The following is a 23,097-nucleotide window of genomic DNA, read 5'->3' as shown; positions in this document are numbered from 1 at the left end:
GCATCGCGGGCAAGCCTTGCTCCCACGGTGAAGTTTTCCCCCCAACTTGCAGGGATTCGCATTGATGTATGAGGTTGTATAGATGAAACCTTTTTCGGTAGCCGTGCGCAGCGTGGTTTCGTTGTTGTTGCTTGCTTGCGTGCCGGTGGCCAATGCGCTGAGCCAGGACGTCAGTGCGGTGTTCAGGCCTGACCCTTCGAAGCCTCAAGAGAATACGTTTCTCAATACCACACCCGTCAGTGGTTATTGCGCACAATTTCCGGCGGAATGCCGGACGACAAAGATGTTCAGCATTCGTTTACCGCTGACCGCCGCTTCGGCCGGTCCCATTCAAGCCCTTCATACAAACCATCGACAAGGTGCGATGTTTAAAGTGCCTGCCAATTGGCGAACATTACAGGTTACCCATGCGGATACGGGAGAGACGGAAACCGTTGAAGTGCGCTGGACCGGTTTCGGTTCGCGATACGAACTTTCCCAGAATGCGGTCGATCTGGTAGGTGGAGGTGTGAGCTTCCTGAGGGCTCATGAAATGTTATGGAGTTCCGGCTGGGTATATGCCGCCTCGCCCTGCCAATACAGCGGGGTAGGGTCTGCTGGTTCGAAGGTCTACACATTTTTCTGGAAGGCTCCGGTAGAAAGCTCTTGTGCCAAAAAGGCTTACTTCTTGATTCCCGAGCTCAGATTTTCCTACCTGGATTTCGCTTACGAGCTTCGTACTCCTAATCCCTTGAAAATGTCGTCCGGGCGATACACCGGTTCGCTGACGTATAGCGTCGGGCCAGGGCAGGACATCGACATGGGTGACATCATGATTCCGAACGATTCCGTGTTCACTCTCAATTTCAAGCTCGACGTCGAACACACCCTCAAGGTCGAGGTACCCCCCGGTGGCAACCGCGTCGAGCTGGTCCCCCAGGAAGGCTGGCAATCCTGGCTCAATAATGGAAGCAAACCGACACGGCTGTTCCGCGACCAGCGCTTCCATATCTCCGCCTCTTCCCGTTTCAAGATGGGGCTCGAATGCCAGCACATCAGCGGCAATACCTGCGCGATTACCGAGACCGGCACCGGCCACACCGTGCCGGTGGACGTCAGCGTGACCCTGCCGGATGGCTTGACGGACGCCGGCGGGCAACCGGTCAACCGTCGCCGGCTGTTGCGCGATGGCAGTGGCACCGAGTTGTTCTCGCCCAGTTTATATGTCGATCGCAGGCCCGCCATGCTGCACTTCGAGGTTGGACAGAGCAGCGTCGAAGAGATACTGGACGGCGGCGCCACGCGCTATAGCGGCGACGTCACGGTGATCTGGGATTCGGAAGTTTAAAGGGCATGGATTGTCCAGCCTGAGGCGAAAGGACGGTGAGGTATCGATGAAACATTTACCGATGGCAGTGCGTAGTGTGGTTTCAGTGGTGTTGTTGGCGTGCGCCTCGACGGCCAGTGCCGCGAGCAAGGATATCACCGCAGTCTACAGGCCGGATCCTTCGAAGCCCAATGACAACACCTTCCTCAACACGACGCCCGCTTCGGGGTATTGCCAGCTTTATGCAGCGCTCTGTGAAAGGGAGAAAATCTACAGTGTGCAATTCCTGCTCCAGGCCCACTCGAGCGCACCCATCCAGCCGGGACACAGCGATTCCCGGCAGGGGGCGATGTTCCATGTGCCTGCCACCTGGCGTCCGGCGCAGGTGATCAATATGGGGACCGGTGAAACGGAAATCGTCCAAGTACGCATAGCTGGCATAGGGTCGTACTACCAGCTCCCTGTTAGCGTAATCGACCTGGTCGGTGGCGGCGTGGATATGGGAACAGCCCATTCGAAGCTTTGGGGCGGTTCTCCCTGGAGGTATGCCCCTTCGCCCTGTCAATCCTCGGGTCACTCGGGTCTGAATACGCTCGTATACATCTTTTTCTGGAGGACTCCGGTCGAAGGAGTGTGTGCCAAAAGGGCCAGTTACCTGATTCCCAGCATGACTTACCACGGCTTGAATTTTGCCTATGAGCTGCGCACACCCAATCCATTGAGAATGTCGTCCGGTCAATACATCGGTTCTGTGTCCTATGGCGTTGGCCCGGGGCAGGATCTGGACATGGGCGACGTCATGATCCCCGATGACTCGGTGCTCACACTCAACTTCAAGCTGGATGTGGAGCATGCCCTCAAAGTGGAAGTACCCCCCGGCGGTAACCGGGTCGAGCTGGTGCCCCCGGAAGGCTGGCAGGCCTGGCTGAACAGCGGGAGCAAACCGTCGCGCCTGTTTCGTGACCAGAGGTTCCATATCTCGACGTCCTCGCGTTTCAAGATGGCAATCGAATGCCAGGCTGTCAGCGGCAACACTTGTGCGATTTCTGAAACCGGCACCGACCACGCTGTCCCGGTGAACGTCAGCGTCACCCTGCCCGAGGGGCTGACGGATGCCGGCGGACAACCGGTCAACCGTCGCCCATTGTTGCGCGACGGCAGCGGTACCGAGCTGTTCCAGCCGGGTTTTTACCTCGACCGCAAAGCCGGAACGCTGCACTTCGAGGTCGGCCGGAGCAGCGTCGAGGAGATGCTGGATTCTGGTGCAAAAGCCTACAGCGGCAATGTCACCGTGGTCTGGGATTCGGAAGTGTAAGCGGCCGGTCGGCCAGGATTTTTTAGTGAGTTGCGTTAAATGCATGAGGTTGGAAAAGCGATGAAACATCTATTGGCATGGGTTGGACTCTATCTGTTTTGCGGCGTGGCCCAGGCCGCTCCGCAGATCGGCGTCGGGGTGGTCTACGACTACCTGGACGGTAACAAGACGACCTACATGAAGCGGATATTCAATGGCGGTACGTCCACGGCGTTCGTCAAGGTCAACATCCTCGAGATTATCTATAACGAGGACGGCAGCTACCAGGAAGTGCCGCTACAAAACCAGGCCAGTGCCCAGGCCAAGGACGGGTTGATGGCCAGCCCGGCGCGGCTGATTGTGCCGGCCAACGGGGTGCAGGGCACGCGTTTGCTGTTCATGGGCAACCGCGACAAGGAACGGTACTTCCGCGTGCGCTTCGTGCCGGTGGTGCCGGAGGCCGAAGACGAGTTCGCCATCAGCAAGGAGGAGCGCGAGGAATACAAGAAGGAGCGCCTGGGGGCAGGGGTCAAGGTACTGGCGGGTTACGGCACGGTGTTCTTTGTACGGCCCAAGGACACCCGCTTCGAGACCGTGATCGATGACAGCGCCACTCGCTATCAGATGCGCAACAACGGCAACAGCGTGGTGGTGATCGATGAGTTCAAGGACTGCGAAGCGAAGATGGAGAACGAGTGCCGGCCCACCACCAAGCACCACATCATGGCCGGCCGGACGTTTTCGTTCGACAAGGAGGCGGGGCGCGAATATCGCTTCACGCTGATCGAAGGCAACGAGAAGAAAAACGTCGAGATCAAAGGCTGACGGTTGCCGTCGCCGAACCGTCGTTGACGCCACAGGTAATCAAATATGTTCAAGACACTGGTACGCCCCCTCGCACTGAGCGCCCTTATGTTGCCCTGGGCCCAGGCCTGGGGCGCGGTCGAACGGGAAACCTTCGAGGTCTACGTGACCATCCCGACGGCCGAATTTCATGTGGTGCCCCTCGACCCGCAACTGGTCCAGCGAGAACAGCGCTTGCCCTTTAGCACCATTACCGGTGACCTCAGCCCGTTGCGGGCCACCTATGAGGTGAAGAACACCAACGGCGCCATCGGTGCCCGCCTGGGAGAAGAGGCGTATCTGTCCAATGGACGTGAGCGCATTGATCTGCGGGTGACCTTCAATGGCGTCGCACTGACCCTGGATTCGGCCCAGGTGGTCTCGGCCACCGAAGCCAGGCCCGGACGCCAGGTGCCGCTGGAAATTGCCGCCATCAGGCCCGATGACGATTACGAGCCGGGGGACTACTACGGCACCGTGCACATGGTGTTTGACGCTACCGCGCCGTAGCAATCCCGAACCCTGCGGCAAAGATCATTTGAACCAACGCTCCTGTGGCGAGGGAGCTTGCTCCCGCTCGGCTGCGTAGCAGACGCAACCCGTCCAGAGGCCGACAGTGTTTCAGGGAAGAGCGGGGGCGGCTGCGCCACCCAGCGGGAGCAAGCTCCCTCGCCACGGGGGGGGGTTGGGTCAGTGATGGTGGGGGCAAGTTTGCTCCTGCGCTTTTTATTACTACAAAAAGGTATCAAGCATGTTCAAGAAAGTTGTATCCGTTATTGTTTTGGGGGCTGCCGCCCTGAGTTCGCCGCTGGCACTGGGCGCCGATGATGCACGTTCATCCATCCATATCGAGGCGAACATTCCAACCCAGCAGTTTCACGTGCAGCCCCGGAATCCGGATTTTGGTAAGGACGAATATATGTACTACAACCCCCTTACCTACAAATTCACCTCTATACGCCACACCTTTGACGTAAAGAACACCGATGGTTCGATCCACGCCTACATCGAGAACGGGGCGAGTACAGGGGCCATCCACTTGACCAACGGTGTCGATATTGTCTCCCTGAGCGCTTTATTCAACGGTGTACTTCTGGACGACCGGCCCAAGGAAGTCGTTGACGATGCCACGTCCACGCCGGGTACCCAGGCCGAGATGCGTATCGTTGTTGCGAACTCACCGACTCGCCCGCTCTCTCCTGGCATGTACAACGCTGACTTCACCGTGATCTTCGATGCTGTGCCTCGGGTCAATCCCTGATCTGGGGTCAACCCTGATTTTGTGGCGAGGGGATTCATCCCCGCTGGGCTGCGCAGCAGCCCTAAAAGCCGACACCACGGTGGAGATGGCATGCTTTCTTGGGGCTGCTGCGCAGCCCAACGGGGATGAATCCCCTCGCCACAGCTCATCTGCCTACATTGACGTGATTGATTGCCCCGCCACCAACGGCATGCACTGGGTATGACTGCCCGGTTGCAGGTAGGGCGAGAGAAACGGCGCCATGCCCTTGAGTACTTGTACCGGCAAGGCCGAGGTGAACTTGAAGTTCTGCGCCGAGGCGCCCGGTACATAGGCGGTGAGGGTGCCAAAATGGCTGTCACCGATGTAGAACACAAAGGTGGCGGTGCGGTTGATCGACTTGGAGCTGATCACGCGCCCACCGGCGCCAACGGCTTCGATGCGGTTGTCGCCGGTGCCGGTCTTGCCACCCATCGATAACGGTGTGCCGTCGGCCAGGGTGAAACTGCCGGCCACACGTTTCGCGGTGCCGGCATCGACCACCTGGGACAACGCACTGCGCAAGGCCTGGGCCACCTCCACCGGCATCACCCGTTTACCGTTGTCCGGGTCGCTGATCAGCCGCGTCTCATAAGGGGTATTGACGGCGAAGTCGAGGCTGTCGACGCGCAGCGCCGGGAGCCGGATACCGTCGTTGAGGATGGTGCCCACCAGTTCCGCCAGGGCGGCGGGGCGGTCGCCGGAGCTGCCGATGGCGGTGGCCAGCGACGGCACCAGATGGTCGAACGGATAGCCGACTTTCTGCCAGCGTTGGTGGATATCAAGGAAGGCTTCGACCTCCAGCATGGTCCGGATGCGACTGTCCCGGGCGCTTTTGTGCCGGCTCTTGAACAGCCAGCTGTAGACCTCCTGGCGCTCGAACCGGCTGGCTTTGACGATCTGGCTGAACGTGGCCTCGGGGTTGTTCAGCAGATAACCCACCAACCACAAATCCAGCGGATGGACTTTGGCGATAAAGCCCTGGTCGGGCAGGTCATAGTTACCCGGGCCGTAGCTGCGGTAGAGCCGTTCCAGGCGTTCGTCGGTGAGCTTTTCGGCACTCTTGGCCGACTTGAGGTGGGAACGCACAAAGTGGTTGAAGCTTTCCTGGCTGTCGCCGGGAAAGAAGTAGCGGTGTACGGCGGCCAGGCGGATCGCCGTGGGGCGCATGCCGTCGAGGAAGGTTTCGAGACGCTGGCCCGTGTCTTTTTTCTGGTATTTCTTCCAGAACTTGAGCAGGAACGTAGTGCCTTCGCGGTCAGCAAACTGCGCCAGGTACTCTTGGCGGCGTGGATTCTTGTCGTCCTTGAGCAGCTCCGAGCTGCTATTGGGACCCGCATACGTGGCGTAGCGCACCAGGTCACGCATCAGGCGAATGAATGGCAGGTTGATCGACTCGCGCAGGGCATCGCGCAAGGTGGGATTACGGCCGTTATCTTCTCTACGGAAATTATTGAAGGTGTGCAGCCCACCGCCGGTGAAAAACGCCTCGCCGGGGCTGGCTGAATACGTGCGATCCAGCGCCGCCTCAAGCATCGTCGGCAGGTTGCGATCGCTGTGCTGGATCAGGTAATCGACGGCCCAACGGGAGAGACGGTCCTGATCGGCGATCTCGGCTTTTTTCAACGCAGCCGGGGGCTCGTGGGCGTAACGTTCGTGCAGTTCGGCGATGATCTGCAGGTAGGTGGTGAGCACCCTTAACTTGGCGGTGGAGCCCAGTTCCAGTTTGCTGCCTTCGTTGATATCGAAGGGTTGGTCGGTGCTGTCGGTCTGCACGCGCACGCGCGAGCCGTCCGGAGTCAGCTCCAGCAGGGTGAAGCTGTAGCGCACCTGGGCGGTGCTGGTAGGCGTCAGAAGACGTTCGCCCATCAGGCCGATTTCGGCAGCGAACGCCGGGTCCGCCAAGCGCTTGAGGTAATCGGTGGCCTGGGTCTGCAAGTCGTTTTGCAAGGTGCTGGTGGCGGAGAGGTCCAGGCGATCGAGGTCATAAAATGAGCGGTTGAGCAGCGTGGCAAGACGACTGCGGGCGGCGCTGATGCCTTTGTTGATTTCGTTAGGTTGGAGGGTGGGTTGCTGCACCCAGTCGCGATAGCTGACCTTGCTTGCCAGGGTTGCTTCGGCCAGGGAGGCGTCGATCACGCCGTTCTGGGCCAGCAGCCGGACGTGGCTGTCGGTCAGGCGCGCCAGTTCGTCACGGCCTTTGGACAGGTAATAGGACGGGCGGCGCTGGGCGATCATCAGCGATAGCATTTCCCGCAGGGCCAGGCCTTTTTCCGCAAGGCTGTCGGGATCTGTCGCGTTGCTGGACAAGCGTTCGTTGGCTCGGTTGAAATCGGCGCCGTACCAGACCCGCAAACCTTCGGCCATGCCGTGGACTTCGCCATGCCCCGGTACGGCGGAGAGCGGCACGCTGTTGAGGTAGTCGCGGATGACTTTCTGTCGAGCCTCAAGGGTCTGTGGGCCCGCCTGATAGGCCCGCACACTGGCGGAAATCATCTGACGGATTTTTTCTGCCCCCGACCCGGTGAGGCCATCGGCAGAGTGACGATATTTTTCCAACTGCGTCGCCAGGGTACTGCCCCCGGCGGACTGCCCCGGCAAACTCAGGAGCTTGGCCACCTGGGACCACGCCGCCATGCCGAAGCGCGGCCAGTCCACCGCCGGGTTGGCCTGGGGGTGCTTGGGATCGAGTAAAAAGCGGTTCTCGATGAACAACAGGCTTTGCACCACCACGGGGGGGATGGCTTCGAAGCTGGCGTACAGTTGCTGCGGGTACTTGAACTGGTACAGCGGCGCGACGCGGCAATCGGTGATCGTCAGGCCGGCCTGGATCTTTTCCGTGTAGGGGGCAAACAGGCCCTTGTCGACGTAGGCCATCAAGGCCGGGGAAAACCGTGCCTGGGCCTGGATCACGTAATCGCGCTTGAGCAGCCGCGGCAGGAACTCTCCCAACGAGCTGTAGCCCAACCGCCGGTCGAACGGACCTGCCCCAGGGTAGACGATGGCATCGCTTGGGCCCGGTTGCACCGAATAGGTCAGAGACGCGGCGTACCGGCTGATCTCCCTGGCCTGAAACCTGGACGTGCGCATTTCCTTGGCCACCGCCAGGCCGACCACCACCACGATAATCAACAGCAATAACCAGAACGCTCGCCAGCCATGCCCTGTCCGGCGTTTTTTTTGAGGTAAAGGTGCTTCTTCCATACGTTCAGTCGGGCCCACAGGTTTACTCGAATCGGTTTGCCATAACGCGCCCATAGTCGACTGATCCATTCACGCATTGATCGGGACTTGCTTGAAGCTTAGACGGTGGTGGCGTGGGCGGCGGGAAATTGTGGGTAAGCCAATGTCCAGGGCCGCGGCAACATTCCTCTGTGGCGAGGGGATTTATCCCCGCTCGACGGCGCAGCAGGCGCAAGATCATGAGGTCAGAAGGGCAGCTGCGCAGCCCCACGGGGATAAATCCCCTCGCCACAGGGGTATTGGGGGCTTCAAAGCCATTCAGCGTCCCAGAGTGGGTAATCGCCTATTCGATCCACCAGCCCTGCACGAAGTGGATTGGCAATGATGTAGCGGGCGAAGGGCAGCAGATCTTCGTTGTCGCGGATCGCACGGTCATGGAAGCCGCTTTGCCAGAGAGGACCAGAAGCACTGGTCGCGCTGTTGACGCTATGGGTACATCGGGCTTTTGTAGCGCCGATGACCCTGCTTAGTTGGTTATCGAGGAGTTGCAGCAGCCAATGGAAATGATCCGGCATGACCACCCAGGCCAAGGACTTCACCTGGCCGGAATCATGAGCGCGTTTTAGTTCCGCGACCAACAGTCTTCCAACTTTCCAGTCCGCAAACACCGGGCGCCGTCGATGAATAACGGCGGTCACCAGATAGGCTCGTCCATGCTCCGAGTAACGTCCTCGACGCAAGCGATGGGAATTGGGGTGTGGATGCATTCCTTGCTTCCTTTGATAGAGAGGGGTGAGTGCAGCTTAGCCATGGCGCTGTCGTTTCGAAGCTGAAACGGTCGAACGAATATTCCGAAACTTCTGTAGCTCCTGTGGCGATGCAGCCAAAGAGCCTTGCGCTAGAGCCCTCGGCATGTGCCCAGGTATGACGCTGCACCATAGCTGTGCAATACTCGGCGCCGTTCTGCGAATTGGCTGTAATCCCAGGCAATACGTCTCCATATGCAGGCCTATGGATAAGGTTTATCCCTGATTTTTCCTGGTTTTACAGTGAAACTCTCTACCTCCGGCTTTTTATACTGCACGGCCCGCTGATCCTGCGACTTTCGTTCTACAGGACGGTCTGTCCACAAAACAGACCCGGTTTCGGCAAGGTGGCAGGCCTATCGGCTTGTGGCTTTGGAGACTCGGTGGTCAATCCAATAACAAAACGAGGTTGTATCCCTATGCCTGTCGGCAATCATCTGCCCCATGGCGAGACCGCTCAGGGTGGTCCGCTCAAACGTGAACTCGGCGAGCGGCATATCCGCCTGATGGCGCTCGGCGCTTGCATCGGTGTCGGGTTGTTCCTCGGCTCGGCCAAGGCCATCGAAATGGCCGGCCCGGCGATCATGCTGGCCTACATCATCGGCGGCCTGGCGATCCTGGTGATCATGCGCGCGCTCGGTGAGATGGCCGTGCACAATCCGGTGGCCGGTTCGTTCAGTCGTTATGCCCAGGACTACCTCGGGCCGCTGGCGGGCTTCCTGACCGGCTGGAATTACTGGTTCCTGTGGCTGGTCACCTGCGTGGCGGAAATCACCGCGGTGGCGGTGTACATGGGTATCTGGTTCCCCGACGTGCCCCGCTGGATCTGGGCCCTGGCGGCACTGATCAGCATGGGCTCGATCAATCTGATCGCGGTCAAGGCCTTCGGTGAGTTCGAGTTCTGGTTCGCCCTGATCAAGATCGTCACCATCATCGCCATGGTCATCGGCGGCGTGGGGATTATCGCCTTCGGGTTCGGCAACGACGGCGTGGCCCTGGGTATTTCCAATCTCTGGACGCACGGCGGTTTCATGCCCAACGGCATGCAGGGTGTGTTGATGTCCCTGCAAATGGTGATGTTCGCTTACCTGGGCGTGGAGATGATCGGCTTGACCGCTGGCGAGGCGAAGAACCCGCAGAAAACCATCCCCAACGCCATTGGTTCGGTGTTCTGGCGGATCCTGTTGTTCTACGTCGGTGCGCTGTTCGTGATCCTGTCGATCTACCCCTGGAACGAGATCGGCACCCAGGGCAGCCCGTTCGTGATGACCTTCGAGCGTCTGGGGATCAAGACCGCCGCCGGCATCATCAACTTCGTGGTGATCACCGCGGCGCTGTCGTCCTGCAACGGCGGCATCTTCAGCACCGGGCGGATGCTCTACAGCCTGGCGCAGAATGGCCAGGCACCGGCTGGTTTCGCCACCACCTCGGCCAACGGCGTGCCGCGCCGGGCATTGCTGCTGTCCATCGCCGCGCTGCTGCTGGGCGTGCTGCTCAACTACCTGGTGCCGGAAAAAGTCTTCGTCTGGGTGACCTCCATCGCCACCTTCGGCGCCATCTGGACCTGGGTAATGATCCTGTTGGCCCAGCTGAAATTCCGTAAAAGCCTGAGCGCTTCGGAACGTGCGGCCCTGAAATACCGCATGTGGCTGTACCCGGTCAGTTCGTATTTGGCGCTGGCATTTCTGGTGCTGGTGGTGGGCCTGATGGCTTACTTCCCGGATACGCGGGTGGCGCTGTACGTGGGGCCGGTGTTCCTGGTGTTGCTGACGGTGTTGTTCTACACCTTCAAGTTGCAGCCGAGCGGTGATGCCCAGGGCTCCATAGGGACTGCTTCTTAAGTCGTCGACGGTCAAGCGAAAAGCCCCGATCAGAAGATCGGGGCTTTTTTTTGGCATTTACCGCTATGCCGCCGCCACATCCCGCGGCTCAAAACTGTCCGCCCGCGCCATCTGCCACATCCTCGAGTAAAACTCCCCATTCACCTCACCGGTCAGTAGTTCCCCCGGTTTCAAGAACACATGCAACTGGGAAAACAGCTTGATTTCAGTGGCGGACATGCGCCGTACCAGATGTTTGGGTTGCAGTTGTGAAGGATGGTCGAGGCCGGCGGCGGCGAGCATTTCGGCCAGGGCCTTGAGGGTGTTGCGGTGGAAGTTGTAGACCCGCTGGGCCTTGTCCGGCACGACCAGGGCGCGCTGGCGCAGGGTGTCCTGGGTGGCGACGCCGGTAGGGCATTTGTTGGTATGACAGCTTTGGGACTGGATGCAGCCGATGGCGAACATGAAGCCCCGCGCGGCGTTGGCCCAGTCGGCACCGATGGCCAGTACGCTGGCGATGTCGAAGGCGCTGACGATTTTACCGCTGGCACCGAGTTTGATCTTGTCCCGCAGGTTCAGGCCCACCAAGGTGTTGTGGACAAACAACAGGCCCTCGCGCAACGGCACGCCAATGTGGTCGGTGAACTCCACTGGTGCTGCACCCGTACCACCTTCCTTGCCGTCCACCACGATGAAGTCGGGCAAAATTCCTGTTTCCAGCATGGCCTTGGCGATGCCCATGAACTCCCAGGGGTGGCCCAGGCAGAACTTGAAGCCCACCGGTTTGCCACCGGACAGTTCGCGCAGTTGCTGGACGAACTGCATCAGTTCGATCGGTGTGGAGAAAGCACTGTGGCGTGACGGTGAAACGCAGTCCTCGCCCATGAGGATGCCACGGGTTTCGGCGATTTCCCGGGTGACCTTGTGCTTGGGCAGAATTCCGCCATGGCCAGGTTTGGCGCCCTGGCTCATCTTGATTTCAATCATCCGCACCTGCGGGTTCTGCGCTTGGGTGGCAAAGCGCTCCGGGTCGAAGCGACCTTCAGGGGTGCGACAGCCGAAATAGCCGCTGCCCAATTCCCAGGTCAGGTCGCCGCCGTGTTCGCGGTGGTAGGGGCTGATGCTGCCTTCGCCCGTGTCGTGGGCGAAATTGCCGAGCTTGGCGCCCTGGTTCAACGCCCGAATGGCGTTGGCGCTCAGGGAGCCGAAGCTCATGGCGGAGATGTTGAACACCGACGCTGAATACGGTTGGGTGCATTGCGGTCCGCCGACTATCACGCGAAAACCGCTGGGGTCGCTCAACGGAGCCGGGCGCATGGAATGACCGATGAATTCGAAACCGGCTTGATAAACGTCGATCAGGGTGCCGAAGGGTTTGTCGGCGCTTTCGTTCTTGGCCCGGGAGTACACCAGGGAACGCTGTGCGCGCGAGAAGGGCAGGGCGTCGCTGTCGGATTCGAGCAGGTACTGACGAATTTCCGGACGGATGCCTTCGACCAGATAGCGGATATTGCCCAGGATCGGGTAGTTGCGACGCACGGCATGGCGGTTCTGCAGCAGGTCGAAAAGTCCCAGCAGACTCAACAGCCCGGTCACCAGTGTGAATGGCCAGAGCCAGTCGTGTTGCAGAAACGGCAGGCTGGCGAGGGTGAAGATCACACAGCCAGCAAAAAAAGCGTAACGGCTCAACAGAGACAGGCTCATGCGGTTTCCTTGGGTTTGAGCTTTGGATGGGCAGCGGATCATTCTGCGCTGGCAGCGAAACGCCGGGCAACCTGTGGCGAGGGGATTTATCCCCGTTGGGCTGTGTAGCAGCCCTAAAACCCGCCCGCCAGTTTTGTCAGGCTGATTACCTGCAACTCTTTGGGGCCGCTTCGCGGCCCAACGGGGATAAATCTCCTCGCCACAGATAATCCCCTCGCCACAGGTAAATGCCTTTCCACAGAAAAAATGTGTATCGGGTATGTCAGACCGCCTGTTTCATCTGCCGCACCGGCAACTCCACGCGGAAGGTGGTCCCCACGCCAACCTCGCTGCGCACTGTGATCTCACCGTGGTGTTTTTTCACGATGCCGTAGGACAGTGAAAGTCCCAGCCCCGTACCCTGGCCAACGGGCTTGGTGGTGAAGAACGGGTCGAAGATTTTCTGCAGGGTTTCAGGCGGCATGCCCGAACCGGTATCGGCGACTTCGATCCACACGGTTTCGTCCTGCACGCCGTTGCTCAAGGTAATGGTGCCGCGTTCCGGGCCGATGGCTTGGGCGGCGTTGACGATCAGGTTCATGATCACCTGGTTGATCTGCGACGGCAGGCATTCGACTTCCGGCAACGGGCTGTATTGCTTGACCACGTCGGCCTTGTACTTGATTTCGTTGGCGACGATGTTCAGCGTCGAATCCAGGCCTTGTTGCAAATTGGCCATCTGCCATTCCTGGTTGGAGTCCACGCGAGAGAAGTCCTTGAGGTCCTTGACGATCTGCCCGACCCGGCTGATGCCGTCCTTGGACTCTTTGATCAGTAAGGGAATGTCCTCGACGAGGAAATCCAGTTCCACCTGCTCGCGCAGTTTCCTCAGATTCACCACCAGTTCCGGCGAGGCGATGGCCTGTTCGGCACTGTCATAAGCCTGGAGCATTTCCTGAAGTTTGCCGAAGTAACCATCGAGGGCGCCGAGGTTGGATGAAATGAAACCGATCGGGTTATTGATTTCGTGAGCGACCCCGGCGGCCAGTTGACCCAGCGAGGCGAGTTTTTCCGATTGGACCAGTTGGGTTTCCAGCAGCTTGCGTTCGTCGATTTCCATTTGCAGCAGAGAGCTGGCCTGTTTGAACGCCTGGGTCCGCTGCTCTACCAGTTCTTCGAGTTTGCTCATCTGCAGTTGCGCGCGGGAAGTCATTTCCCATTTGGTGGTCAGGGTGTTGGCCATTTGCTGGACTTCGATGTTGTCGAAGGGTTTCTTCAGGATCAGCAGTCGGTCATGGCCGTTCAGACGGTCCAGCAGTTCGTCCCAGGAATAGTCTGAGTAGGCGGTGCAGACCACCACTTGCAGCAACGGGTCGTGCTTCCAGAGTTCCTCGATGGTTTTGGCGCCATCCCAGCCCTCAGGCATACGCATGTCGACAAAGGCCAATGCATAAGGGCGCTCCTTGGTGAGCGCTTGTTGCAGTTTGCCCAGACCTTCCTGGCCGCCGTAGGCCGAGTCGAGTTCGAACACGGTGCCGGCGGGTTTCGGTGCGTCGCCGAACAAGGCATTTTCCATGTCCAGCAGGTCGGTGTTGACCTGATCCTGCGGAGCGAGAATCTTGCGAAAGTCGTCATGGATGGCAGGTGTATCGTCGATCAACAGGATGCGGCGGTTGCTCAGATTATTCATGCTCACCTTCCGCGAGTTTCAAGGGCAGTTGCAACACGAACGTTGCTCCTGTGCCTGGCCCCTCACTGTGAGCGGTGAGGTGGCCGTTCATTTCAATGGCTGCCAGAGCGCAGCTGTGCAAGCCGAACCCGTGGCCCTCCTTACGGGTGGTAAAACCATGAGCGAAGATCCGCGTCATGTTTTCAGCCGGGATGCCTTCGCCTTCATCCTTGACGCTGATCTGCAGGGTTTCATCATTGATCACCGTGGCTTTTAGGGTCATGTTCCGGGCGTGGTTGGAAACCCCTGCCATGGCGTATTTGGCGTTGCTGATCAGGTTGATCAGAATCAGCAACAAGCGATGCTTGTCGCCCATGATTCGGGGCACGTCACCGTATTCCTTGAGCACCGTCACGTGGTGGCGGGTGAGGGCGCCGGAGTTCATGCGCAGGGCGTCTTCGAGCAGTTCGCTGACCACCAGGGGCTCCACCAGGCTGTTGGCACCGGCATAGGACTGCTGGGTGGAGACGATATCCTTGATGTGATCCACGCTCTTGCTCAACTGCGCCAGCTCGTCGGTAAGGCCTTGCTGTTCGACCGCGATGGCTTCCACCAACTGATTCAGATAGCCGGGCAACAGCTTGCCTTTTTCGTCTTCGGTGAGGAAGTGCCCCAGGTCGTGGGGGTGTTCGTTGATCAGTTGCATCGCCTTGCCCAGCCCGAGGGCCTTGCTGCTGCGCAGTTTACGGCTGATCAGGTCGGCGGAGATGTTCACGCTGTTGAGTACGTTGCCGACGTTGTGCAGCACGTTGGTGGCGATTTCCGCCATGCCAGCCTGACGGGCGGTGTCCATCAGTTCGCTCTGGGTGTCCTTGAGCTGGCGGGTGCGCTCTTCGACCCGCAGTTCCAGTTCGTCGTTGGCGGTTTGCAGGGCGTTGTTGACCTGTTTGATTTCAGCGAAGCTGCGTATCAACCGGATCGCCAGCCAGATCAGGATCAACACCAGGAACGTGGCGAAAACCAGCAGAAGATTGTGATTGCGCTGATGCTTGGCGGCCGCTTTTTCCTGGTCTTCTTCCAGCAGATTGGTGATGGTATCAAGCCGGCTGGCCACGGGGACTGCTTCGATTCCCTGCAACAAGGCATTGACCCTGGGTTGTTCGCGCAAGATCAGCGCGATGTGCCTGCTCAGGATATCGACGGATTTTTGAAGGCCCTCCGGCAGGCGCTCCTTGTTGACGTCGAGCCGGTTCAGGCCCAGCAGCACTTCGGCGGCTTGCTCACGGGTGGTCAGGTGAGCGAACTCCATGGCGCTGAGCAACAGGTCGTAGGTGTCGATGGCGACATTTTGCAGTTCTAGTTTATCGGTGTCCGAAAGCTGGGCGAACTGGGCCTGGATGTCATCTTCGGCGGTGGGCAGGAAGGCGAGAGAGTTGCGCAGTACCGCATTGTGGGATTTGAATTTTTCCACCAGGCGGGTTTTTTCCTTTACCGCCTTGAGGTATTCGTCGCGCTCCTGTTCCCAGCTTGAAGGTGCGTGGCGCCCCGGCTCCGATTCGATGGCGTCGAGGCGTTGCCACAGACGCGCCATCTCATTGAGGGGCGAGACCAGGGGATCATAGTTGTGGCTCAAGGCGATCCGGGATTTAAGGACCTCGTTGTCCCAGATGGCGTCCTGCTGTTTGAGCAGGCGGATCAAGTCCCTGGATTCAATGTACGAGGCGGCCTGCTGTGCAGCCGACTGGATGTACATGAACAGCAGGACCGACACCAGCAAGAGGCCGACGAATGCCAGAGTGAGGCGACGCAGGACGGTCATAGCGGCTTGCCCTCCCATTCCCCGGTGAGGGTCTTGAGGAATTCGACGATCAGTTCCGTGTCGTTCTTCAAGGGCTCACGGCCCAACTGGTACTTGAACATCACCTCCACGGCACGCTCCAGGGTCGGAGCAGAGCCGTCATGGAAGTAGGGCGCGGTGACGGCGACGTTGCGCAGGCTGGGCACCTTGAAAACCTGACGGTCGCTTTCGTCGCCCGTGACATTGAAGCGCCCCTCGTCGGCGGAGCTGGGATTGCCCCGATCCTGGATGTAGTCGCCCATCACGCCGAATTTCTGAAACATGTTGCCGCCGATGTTCACACCCTGGTGACAGGCGATGCAGCCATATTCCTTGAAACGCTGGTAACCGAACTTTTCCCGGGGCGTCAGGATGTCGGTATCGCCCAGCAGGTACTGGTCGAAACGTGAATTCGGGGTCAGCAGGGTGCGTTCATAGTCGGCCAGGGCGCCCTGGATGTTGGCCTGCGTCACGCCGTCGGGGTAGGCATCGTCAAAATTCCGGGCGTAGTCCGGGTCCTGGCCGATGCGCTTGAGCACCGTTTCCCAGGTGCTGCCCATTTCCGCCGGGCTGGTCACGACGATGTGCACCTGTTCTTCCAGAGTATCGACGCGCCCGTCCCAGAATTGATGGAAGTTCAGGCTGGCGTTGAACACCGTGGGGGTATTGAACTCCACCGGTTTACCGTCGAAGCCCAGGGAAAACCGTTTGTCGTCGGCGCCACCCTTGTCCAGGCGATGGCAACTGGCGCAGGACAGGGTGTTGTTGACCGACAGCCGCGGGTCGTTGAAAAGCCGCAGGCCCAACTGGACGCGCTTGGGGTCCAGGGTCGGGATGGGGGGCAGCGGTTTGAGCGGTTCGTCCAACGGTTCGGCGTGCGCGGTCGCGCTCAATCCCATGAGCAGGCCGAGAGCCAGGATCAGTCCACGTGATGCCATGGGGTACTTTCCTTGATACTTCTGGTTTATGGACTCAGGTCTTCACGAGAACGGGTTCTGACGTTTTTCCCACTCGGTCATCCACAGGGCAAAGGCTTGCGGCTCCACTGCCTTGCTGAAGTAATATCCTTGGGCTTCCTCGCACTGATGAATCTTGAGGAACTCCAGTTGCTCAAGGGTTTCCACACCTTCGGCAATGATGTGCAGGTTCAGGCTCTTGCCCAGGCTGATGATGGTGCTCACCAGCTTTGCGTCATTGCTGTCGATGCTCAGGTCGCCGACGAACGACTTATCGATCTTCAACACATCCACCGGAAATTTCTGCAGGTAGCTCAGGCTCGAATAGCCGGTGCCGAAATCATCGATGGCCAGCCGTATCCCCAGGCGCTTGATGGCCTTGAGGATGGCGACGGTGGTGTCGACGTTCTGCATCAGCACGCTTTCGGTGATCTCCAGTTCTAACTGTGTCGGGTCGAGTCCGGTTTCCTTGAGGGTCCGGGCGATGCCTTCGACGAAACCGCGCTGGCGAAAATCGATGGTGGAGACGTTGACCGACAGGTAGAGCGGGCGCATGCCATCGGCTTGCCAGCGACAGGCCTGTTGGCAGGCTTCCTGGAGCACCCATTGGCTCAGCGGGACGATCAGGCCGCTGTCCTCGGCCACGGGGATGAAATCCGACGGATAAACCAGGCCGTGGTCAGGCCGGTTCCAGCGCACCAGTGCTTCGACGCCGACCACTTTACCGCTCCTCAGATCGATCTTGGGCTGGTAGTGCAGCACGAACTCCTTGCGCTGCAGGGCCAGGCGCAGGCCCGATTCGATGGTTTGCTGCTGTCGCGCCCGACGGTTCATGTCCTCAGTGAAAAAACGGTAGTCGTTGGGGCCGCTTTCCTTGACGTTGCGCATCGCCGTCTCGGCTTTTTTGATCAGCGCCACGGCATCGAAACCGTCGCTCGGATACGTGCTGATGCCCAGGCTTGCGGTGACGGTCAGGTCATGGCCGTCGATGGGGTGGGGCGTGCTGATGGCTGTCAGCAGTTTGTCGGCCACGCCTTTGGTCTGTTGCGGGTCGGTGATGTCTCCCAGGATCACCACGAACTCATCGGAGCCGTAGCGAAACACCGAGTCGGATTCACGCACCACTGTGGCCAGTGCACGGGCCACCCGCTTGAGCATTTCGTCGCCCACCGGATGCCCCAGTGCGTTGTTGATACGCTTGAAACGGTCCAGGCCGATGAACATCACCGCCAGTTGCCGGTCGTGCCGGCGGCACTGTGCCATGGCCTGGGTCAGGCGATCACCGAGCAACATGCTGTTGGGCAACTCGGTGAGCACGTCGTATTGCAGCAAGTGGGAGACTTTCAGCAACTCCTGGACCCGCTCCTCGATCGTGCGTTCCAGGCTGCGCATTTTTCTTGCCGCATCCTGGGCCAGTTGCCATTTCCAGGTCATGGCGCTGGCCATCTGACGGATTTCCAGCGTGTCGAAGGGTTTCTTCAGGATCAGCAACTGATCGTCGAACTCGATGCGTTCGGACATGGTTTCCCAGGAGTAATCCGAAAACGCCGTGCACAACGCGATTTGCAGCCGGGGGTCGGCCTCCCACAAGCGCTCAATGGTTTGCAGGCCGTCCCAGCCCGGTGGCATGCGCATGTCAGCGAACACCAGTGCATAAGGCTGGCCTTCGGCCTGGGCGCGCTTGACCAGCTCCAGTGCCTCTTCGCCCTGATAGGCCGAGTCGATCTGAAATTGCAGGCGGCTGACCTGAGGTGTGCCAAACAGCAGGCTTTCGGTGTCATCCAGCGAGTTGTCGCTGCCAGCGCCCGGGCTGAGGATCTTGCGAAAGTCCGAGTGGATCGCCGGCGTGTCGTCGACCACCAGGATTCGCCTGTTCGCAGGCACCGACATGGGATTCATCGATCGCTCTCCTATAGCTGGCTGGCAGGCCGGGTCCAATGGTCCGTCACGGGAACGATGGTGCCGGCCTTGAGCAATTCGGCGGCTTGCCCACTGTCGACCGCAGTGCTGAAGTAATGTCCCTGGGCCTGCATCGCCCCGCCGTTGGACATCAGCGTGGTGCGTTGCTCCTGGGTCTCGACGCCTTCGGCAATGATCCCGATGCCCACATCCCGGGCGAAATTGATGATTGCTCGCAGCGTCATCGCATTCTCGGGATCGGCGTTGGCACTGTCGAGAAAGCGCTGGGCGAGCTTGAGGTGGTTGACCCGGTAGGTCTTGAGATAATCGAACGAGGAGTACTCGGTGCCAAAATCGTCGATGGCAATTTGCACGCCCAGTTCGCACAGACGGGGCAGCACGTCGTTGTGGGTCCACTTGGTTTGCGCCAGGGTGGCCTCGGTGACGTCAAAGCGCAGATCCCAGGGGGCCAGTTCCCAGCGGGCAGTGGTGCGCAGCACGTCATAGATCAGCTCGGGACCGGTCTTTAGTTGCGTCAGGCTCAGGTCGATGGCGATCACCGGGGGCGCCATGCCCTGGTCCCGCCACTGGCGCATCTGTTGACAGGCCTGGTCCAGCACCCAATGGCCCAGGCCAATGATCATCCCGGATTTCTCGGCGGCCGGCATGAACGACGCCGGCTCCAGCCAGCCGCGCTGAGGGTGGTTCCAGCGCACTTGCACACCCATGCCCAGGATTTTTCCGCTGCCCAGATCGACCTCCGGCAAGTAGTGCAAATGCAGTTCCTTGTTATCGATGGCCTGGCGCAGGTCATTGGCCAGGGCGACGCGGTCAGTGACTTCCTGGTTAATTTCCTCGTTATGGAAATGGTATTGATTGCGGCCCTTTTCCTTGGACCGGTACAAGGCCATGTCGGATTGAGCCATCAGGCTGTCGGCACTTTGGCTCTGGGAGGAATACAGGCTGATGCCGATGCTCACGGAGATCCGCACGTCGTTGCCGTCCAGGGAGTAGGGCGCCACCAACGCATCGCGGATCTTGGCGGCCAGGGCGGCGCAATGGGTCGCTTCGTGGACATCCAGTTGCAGGATGGCGAACTCGTCGCCACCCAGGCGCGCCACCACATCGTTCTCCCGGGTACAGCCCTTGATGCGCGCGGCCACCTCCTGCAGCAGCAGGTCGCCGATCGGGTGGCCCAGGGTGTCGTTGATCCGCTTGAAATGGTCCAGGTCCAGGTAAAACATCGCAAACGGTGCCGCCCCCCGGCGAGCTGCGGCAAAGGCTTGATGCAAGCGCTCGATCATGGTGGCGCGGTTGGCCAGCCCGGTCAGGCCGTCGGTGCGGGCCAGCAGGGCGATCTTCTCTTCGGCCAGTTTGCGTTCGGTGATGTCGAGAATGATGCCTTCCACTTCCAGCAGCAGGCCCTGTTCGTTGCGCACCGGAATGTAGCGGTTCTCCACCCAGCGGAACGCGCCGTCGCCGGTGCGCATGCGGAACTCGATGGAGGCCCCCGCCGTGTCGCGGTTCAAAACGCGGACCATGGCGTCGTCGATCTTGCCCTGGTCGTCGGGATGGATCAGGGTTTGCGCCCAGTCCGGCGAGTTGACCAGTTGCGCCGCCGCGTGGCCGAACTTGGTGATGTTGTGGGAAATGTACATCAGCGCAAACGGCGGTTCGCCACGCAGGCGATAGAGGATGGTCGGGCTGTTCTGCACGATGATGTTGGCGTCGGCCAGCTCCCGGGTGCGCTCCTGCACTGCGCGTTCGAGCATGTCCATTTTCAGCGCCGCGTCTTCGGTCATCTGCCATTTGACGGTCAGGGTGCTGGCCATCTGGCGGATCTCGATGGCATCGAAGGGCTTTTTCAGGATGAGCAGGCGGTCGCCCAGTTCGAGGCGCTCGGCAATGTCTTCCCAGGAATAATCCGAATAGGCGGTGCACAGCGCCACTTGCAGCTTGGGGTCGACGCGCCACAGCCGTTCGATGGTTTCAAGGCCGTCCCAGCCAGGGGGCATGCGCATGTCGATGAACGCCATGGCGTAGGGTTTGCCCTCGGCCAAGGCAGATTCGACCTTGTTCAGGGCTTCCATGCCCTGGAAGGCCGAATCGAGCACGAAACTCTGGCTGGCAACCGCCACAGGCGCGCCGAACAGGGCTGCTTCAGCGCTGCTCAGGCTGTCCTCAGGGGTAGCATGGGGGCTGAGGATCTTACGAAAATCCTCGTGGATCGTCGGAGTGTCATCGACGATCAGGATCCGCCGGTTGGCCCTTTCCATCGGCAGGCTCATGGCCGTGCACCGTCGCGATGCTGACTGTTGAACCGTGGATACATCTGATATCCCTTCCGTTGGCATGAGTATTCTGGCCTGTACTTGGCCCTTCATGGTCTACAGCATAGCTGTCTGATTGGGATGCGCTCGGCCGGTCAAGGCAAAATCGTGTCTAAATTCACGCAATCTACTAGCCTCTATTTCGGGGGTAGCGTAGAACAGGTCGTTAACAGGAGGGGGGTGCAATGGAAGATCAATCGCAGGATGTACCGGTCAGGAAGCCGACGGTGCTGTTGGTCGATGACGAAGAGTCGATTCTCAATAGCCTGCGCCGGTTATTGCGCAGCCAGCCATATGAGATCCTGCTGGCCGACAGCGGCGCCAAGGCCCTGGAAATCCTCAAGGAGCGGCCGGTCGACCTGGTCATGACCGATGCCCGCATGCCCAACATGGACGGTGCCACGCTGCTGGCGCAGATTCGCAAGCTTTATCCGTCGACCTTGCGCATCCTGCTCACCGGTTATGCCGATGTGGAGATGATGACCAAGGCCATCAACGAGGGTCAGCTCTATCGCTACCTCAGCAAACCCTGGAACGATGAGGAACTGGTGCAGGCCCTGCGTCAGGCCTTGGCGCACCAGCACTCCGAAAGTGAGCGCCAGCGCCTCGAAGCGCTGAACCGCGAACAGAACGAACAACTGCGGATACTCAACACCACTCTGGAAAAACGTGTGGCATCGCGCACCTCCGAGCTGCAGCAGACCGCCGACATGCTCGACCTGGCCTATGACGAGCTCAAGCGCAGCTATGTGACGGGCACCGAAGTGTTTTCGCTGATCGCCAACCTGCGCCTGCCCAAGGCCAAGCAGACCAACCGGCAGATCATCGAGCTGATCCGGGTCTACAGCAGGCTCCACTTTCTGGATGAGTCCACCGACCGCGACCTGACCATGGCCGCGGCGCTCTACAACATCGGCAAACTGAGCTGGACCGACAACATGATGGTCACGCCCGCCGACCTGCTGCACCACACCGAGCTTGATCTCTACCGGGCCTATCCGAAGCAGAGCGAGTCGCTGCTGATGACCCTGGACCCGATGAAAGACGCCGCGCGCATCATCCTCCATCACCAGGAACGTTGGGACGGCAGCGGCTTTCCCGACCATCTGCGGGGCGAGGCCATTCCGTTCGGTTCGCGGCTGTTGAAACTGGCGGTGGACTTCATCGAACTGCAGCGCGGGTTGATCCTGGAGCGGCAGATGAACAGCGACGAGGCGCTGGTCTATATCCGTAAATACGCCGGCAAACTGTACGACCCGGGCATGGTGGAGGACTTCATCAAGGCGTGTGGTGAATACCTGGACGACGTGACCTTGTCGGATCCGACGGTGCAGGTCATGACCACCCGCGACCTGACGGCCGGCATGATCCTGGCCCGCAACCTCAACGCCGACAACGGCATGCTGTTGCTCAACGCCGGCAAGGTGCTGAGCGCGCCGCTGGTGGAAAAGCTCATCGCTTTCGAATCGATGGAGGGCGCGCGGTACAGCGTGTTCGTCAAAATTCCCGAAGAAGAAGATCCTTCGGTGCCGAAGCCGATGTTGGGGTGATGCAACTCGGACAGACGACGAAATCAACTGTGGGAGCGGGCTTGCTCGCGAAGGCGGTGGTTCAGCTTGCATTGATGCTGAATGTGCCACCGCCTTCGCGAGCAAGCCCGCTCCCACAGTGGTTTTGTGTGGAGGCTGAAGGCGGTGCCAGGCTTTGCTCCTGTCGCTGCGCTCTGTACTCTTGCGGGCATTTTTCTGCCCGGGGCTTTTATTCATCATGACCACTCCCATCATCCGCATCGCCGCCGCCCTGTTGATCGGGCTGGACGGCCGGACCTTGCTGGTGCGCAAGCGCGGCACCCAGGCCTTCATGCAGCCGGGCGGCAAGATCGAGGCCCATGAGCAGCCGGTCCAGGCCCTGGTCCGTGAGCTGGCCGAAGAGCTTGGGCTGACGATTGATCCGGCACAGGCCCGTTACCTGGGCGTGTTCAGTGCTCCGGCGGCCAACGAACCGGGTTTTGTCGTGCAGGCTGAAGTGTTTTTGCTGAGCATCGATGCGCCGGTTTCTCCCGCCGCCGAGATTGAAGAGGTGTGCTGGATCGACCCGGCCAGCGGCAGCGATCTGCTGCTGGCGCCGTTGACAGGCGAAGTGATCCTGCCGTTTTATCGAGCCAGCCTTCTCGAGACGTGCTGAACCCAGAT

The 23,097-nt window shown here is 59.9% G+C and carries 16 protein-coding genes; 8 read left to right on the top strand and 8 right to left on the bottom strand.

The features are described 5' to 3' along the window. Positions 1 to 82 precede the first annotated feature (82 nt). From AAIS01_RS01750 to AAIS01_RS01730, 5 genes are all read left to right on the top strand, one after another. Complete coding sequence (locus tag AAIS01_RS01750) at positions 83 to 1,327, top strand: hypothetical protein (RefSeq protein WP_343467534.1); 1,245 nt, start codon at positions 83 to 85, stop codon at positions 1,325 to 1,327. A gap of 46 nt (positions 1,328 to 1,373) precedes the next feature. Further along, positions 1,374 to 2,621: a hypothetical protein gene (locus tag AAIS01_RS01745; RefSeq protein ID WP_431191892.1), complete on the top strand. Its 1,248-nt coding sequence runs from the start codon at positions 1,374 to 1,376 to the stop codon at positions 2,619 to 2,621. A 60-nt stretch (positions 2,622 to 2,681) separates the two neighbouring features. After that, a complete protein-coding gene (locus AAIS01_RS01740) occupies positions 2,682 to 3,425 on the top strand; it encodes a molecular chaperone (RefSeq protein ID WP_343467533.1) in 744 nt (247 codons plus the stop codon). A gap of 45 nt (positions 3,426 to 3,470) precedes the next feature. Next, positions 3,471 to 3,953 (top strand): CS1 type fimbrial major subunit, encoded by a 483-nt coding sequence (locus AAIS01_RS01735; protein ID WP_343467532.1) that lies wholly within the window; start codon positions 3,471 to 3,473, stop codon positions 3,951 to 3,953. Between the two features lie 241 nt (positions 3,954 to 4,194). Next, the gene (locus AAIS01_RS01730; RefSeq protein WP_343467531.1) at positions 4,195 to 4,704 is read left to right on the top strand and encodes a CS1 type fimbrial major subunit; all 510 of its coding nucleotides are present in this window, start codon (positions 4,195 to 4,197) and stop codon (positions 4,702 to 4,704) included. Positions 4,705 to 4,857: 153 nt separating this feature from the next. On the opposite strand, the gene AAIS01_RS01725 is transcribed toward AAIS01_RS01730, so the two are convergent. Next, positions 4,858 to 7,980, bottom strand: coding sequence for a transglycosylase domain-containing protein (locus tag AAIS01_RS01725; RefSeq protein WP_343467618.1), 3,123 nt, complete (start codon positions 7,978 to 7,980; stop codon positions 4,858 to 4,860). A gap of 233 nt (positions 7,981 to 8,213) precedes the next feature. Continuing rightward, positions 8,214 to 8,672, bottom strand: coding sequence for an REP-associated tyrosine transposase (locus AAIS01_RS01720; protein ID WP_214917504.1), 459 nt, complete (start codon positions 8,670 to 8,672; stop codon positions 8,214 to 8,216). A 458-nt stretch (positions 8,673 to 9,130) separates the two neighbouring features. Here AAIS01_RS01720 and AAIS01_RS01715 point away from each other — a divergent pair, with 458 nt between their 5' ends. Further along, complete coding sequence (locus AAIS01_RS01715) at positions 9,131 to 10,552, top strand: amino acid permease (protein WP_343467530.1); 1,422 nt, start codon at positions 9,131 to 9,133, stop codon at positions 10,550 to 10,552. Positions 10,553 to 10,615: 63 nt separating this feature from the next. Here the strand turns inward: AAIS01_RS01715 and AAIS01_RS01710 are convergent, their stop codons facing one another. The 6 genes from AAIS01_RS01710 to AAIS01_RS01685 form a co-directional block, all read right to left on the bottom strand. Next, the gene (locus AAIS01_RS01710) at positions 10,616 to 12,235 is read right to left on the bottom strand and encodes an FMN-binding glutamate synthase family protein (protein WP_343467529.1); all 1,620 of its coding nucleotides are present in this window, start codon (positions 12,233 to 12,235) and stop codon (positions 10,616 to 10,618) included. A gap of 262 nt (positions 12,236 to 12,497) precedes the next feature. Then, the gene (locus AAIS01_RS01705) at positions 12,498 to 13,904 is read right to left on the bottom strand and encodes an ATP-binding protein (RefSeq protein ID WP_343467528.1); all 1,407 of its coding nucleotides are present in this window, start codon (positions 13,902 to 13,904) and stop codon (positions 12,498 to 12,500) included. Next, a complete protein-coding gene (locus AAIS01_RS01700) occupies positions 13,897 to 15,702 on the bottom strand; it encodes a DAHL domain-containing protein (protein ID WP_343467527.1) in 1,806 nt (601 codons plus the stop codon). The genes AAIS01_RS01705 and AAIS01_RS01700 overlap by 8 nt, the downstream gene beginning before the upstream one ends. Further along, the gene (locus AAIS01_RS01695; protein ID WP_343467526.1) at positions 15,699 to 16,658 is read right to left on the bottom strand and encodes a cytochrome-c peroxidase; all 960 of its coding nucleotides are present in this window, start codon (positions 16,656 to 16,658) and stop codon (positions 15,699 to 15,701) included. The genes AAIS01_RS01700 and AAIS01_RS01695 overlap by 4 nt, the downstream gene beginning before the upstream one ends. A gap of 42 nt (positions 16,659 to 16,700) precedes the next feature. Then, positions 16,701 to 18,575 (bottom strand): putative bifunctional diguanylate cyclase/phosphodiesterase, encoded by a 1,875-nt coding sequence (locus AAIS01_RS01690; protein WP_343467525.1) that lies wholly within the window; start codon positions 18,573 to 18,575, stop codon positions 16,701 to 16,703. A gap of 11 nt (positions 18,576 to 18,586) precedes the next feature. Beyond that, positions 18,587 to 20,863, bottom strand: coding sequence for a GGDEF/EAL domain-containing response regulator (locus AAIS01_RS01685; protein WP_343467524.1), 2,277 nt, complete (start codon positions 20,861 to 20,863; stop codon positions 18,587 to 18,589). Positions 20,864 to 21,090: 227 nt separating this feature from the next. On the opposite strand from AAIS01_RS01685, the gene nosR reads away from it, so the two are divergent. After that, positions 21,091 to 22,455, top strand: coding sequence for a response regulator c-di-GMP phosphodiesterase, NosR family (gene nosR, locus AAIS01_RS01680; protein WP_343467523.1), 1,365 nt, complete (start codon positions 21,091 to 21,093; stop codon positions 22,453 to 22,455). A gap of 217 nt (positions 22,456 to 22,672) precedes the next feature. Then, on the top strand, positions 22,673 to 23,089 hold the full coding sequence (locus AAIS01_RS01675) for an NUDIX hydrolase (protein WP_343467522.1): 417 nt from the start codon (positions 22,673 to 22,675) through the stop codon (positions 23,087 to 23,089). The last annotated feature ends 8 nt before the right edge of the window (positions 23,090 to 23,097 follow it).

Source organism: Pseudomonas halotolerans (assembly GCF_039581215.1).
Taxonomy (GTDB): Bacteria; Pseudomonadota; Gammaproteobacteria; order Pseudomonadales; family Pseudomonadaceae; genus Aquipseudomonas; species Aquipseudomonas tehranensis.
Note: the sequence above shows the minus strand (reverse complement) of the source record. Positions and strands in the feature narration are given on the sequence as shown.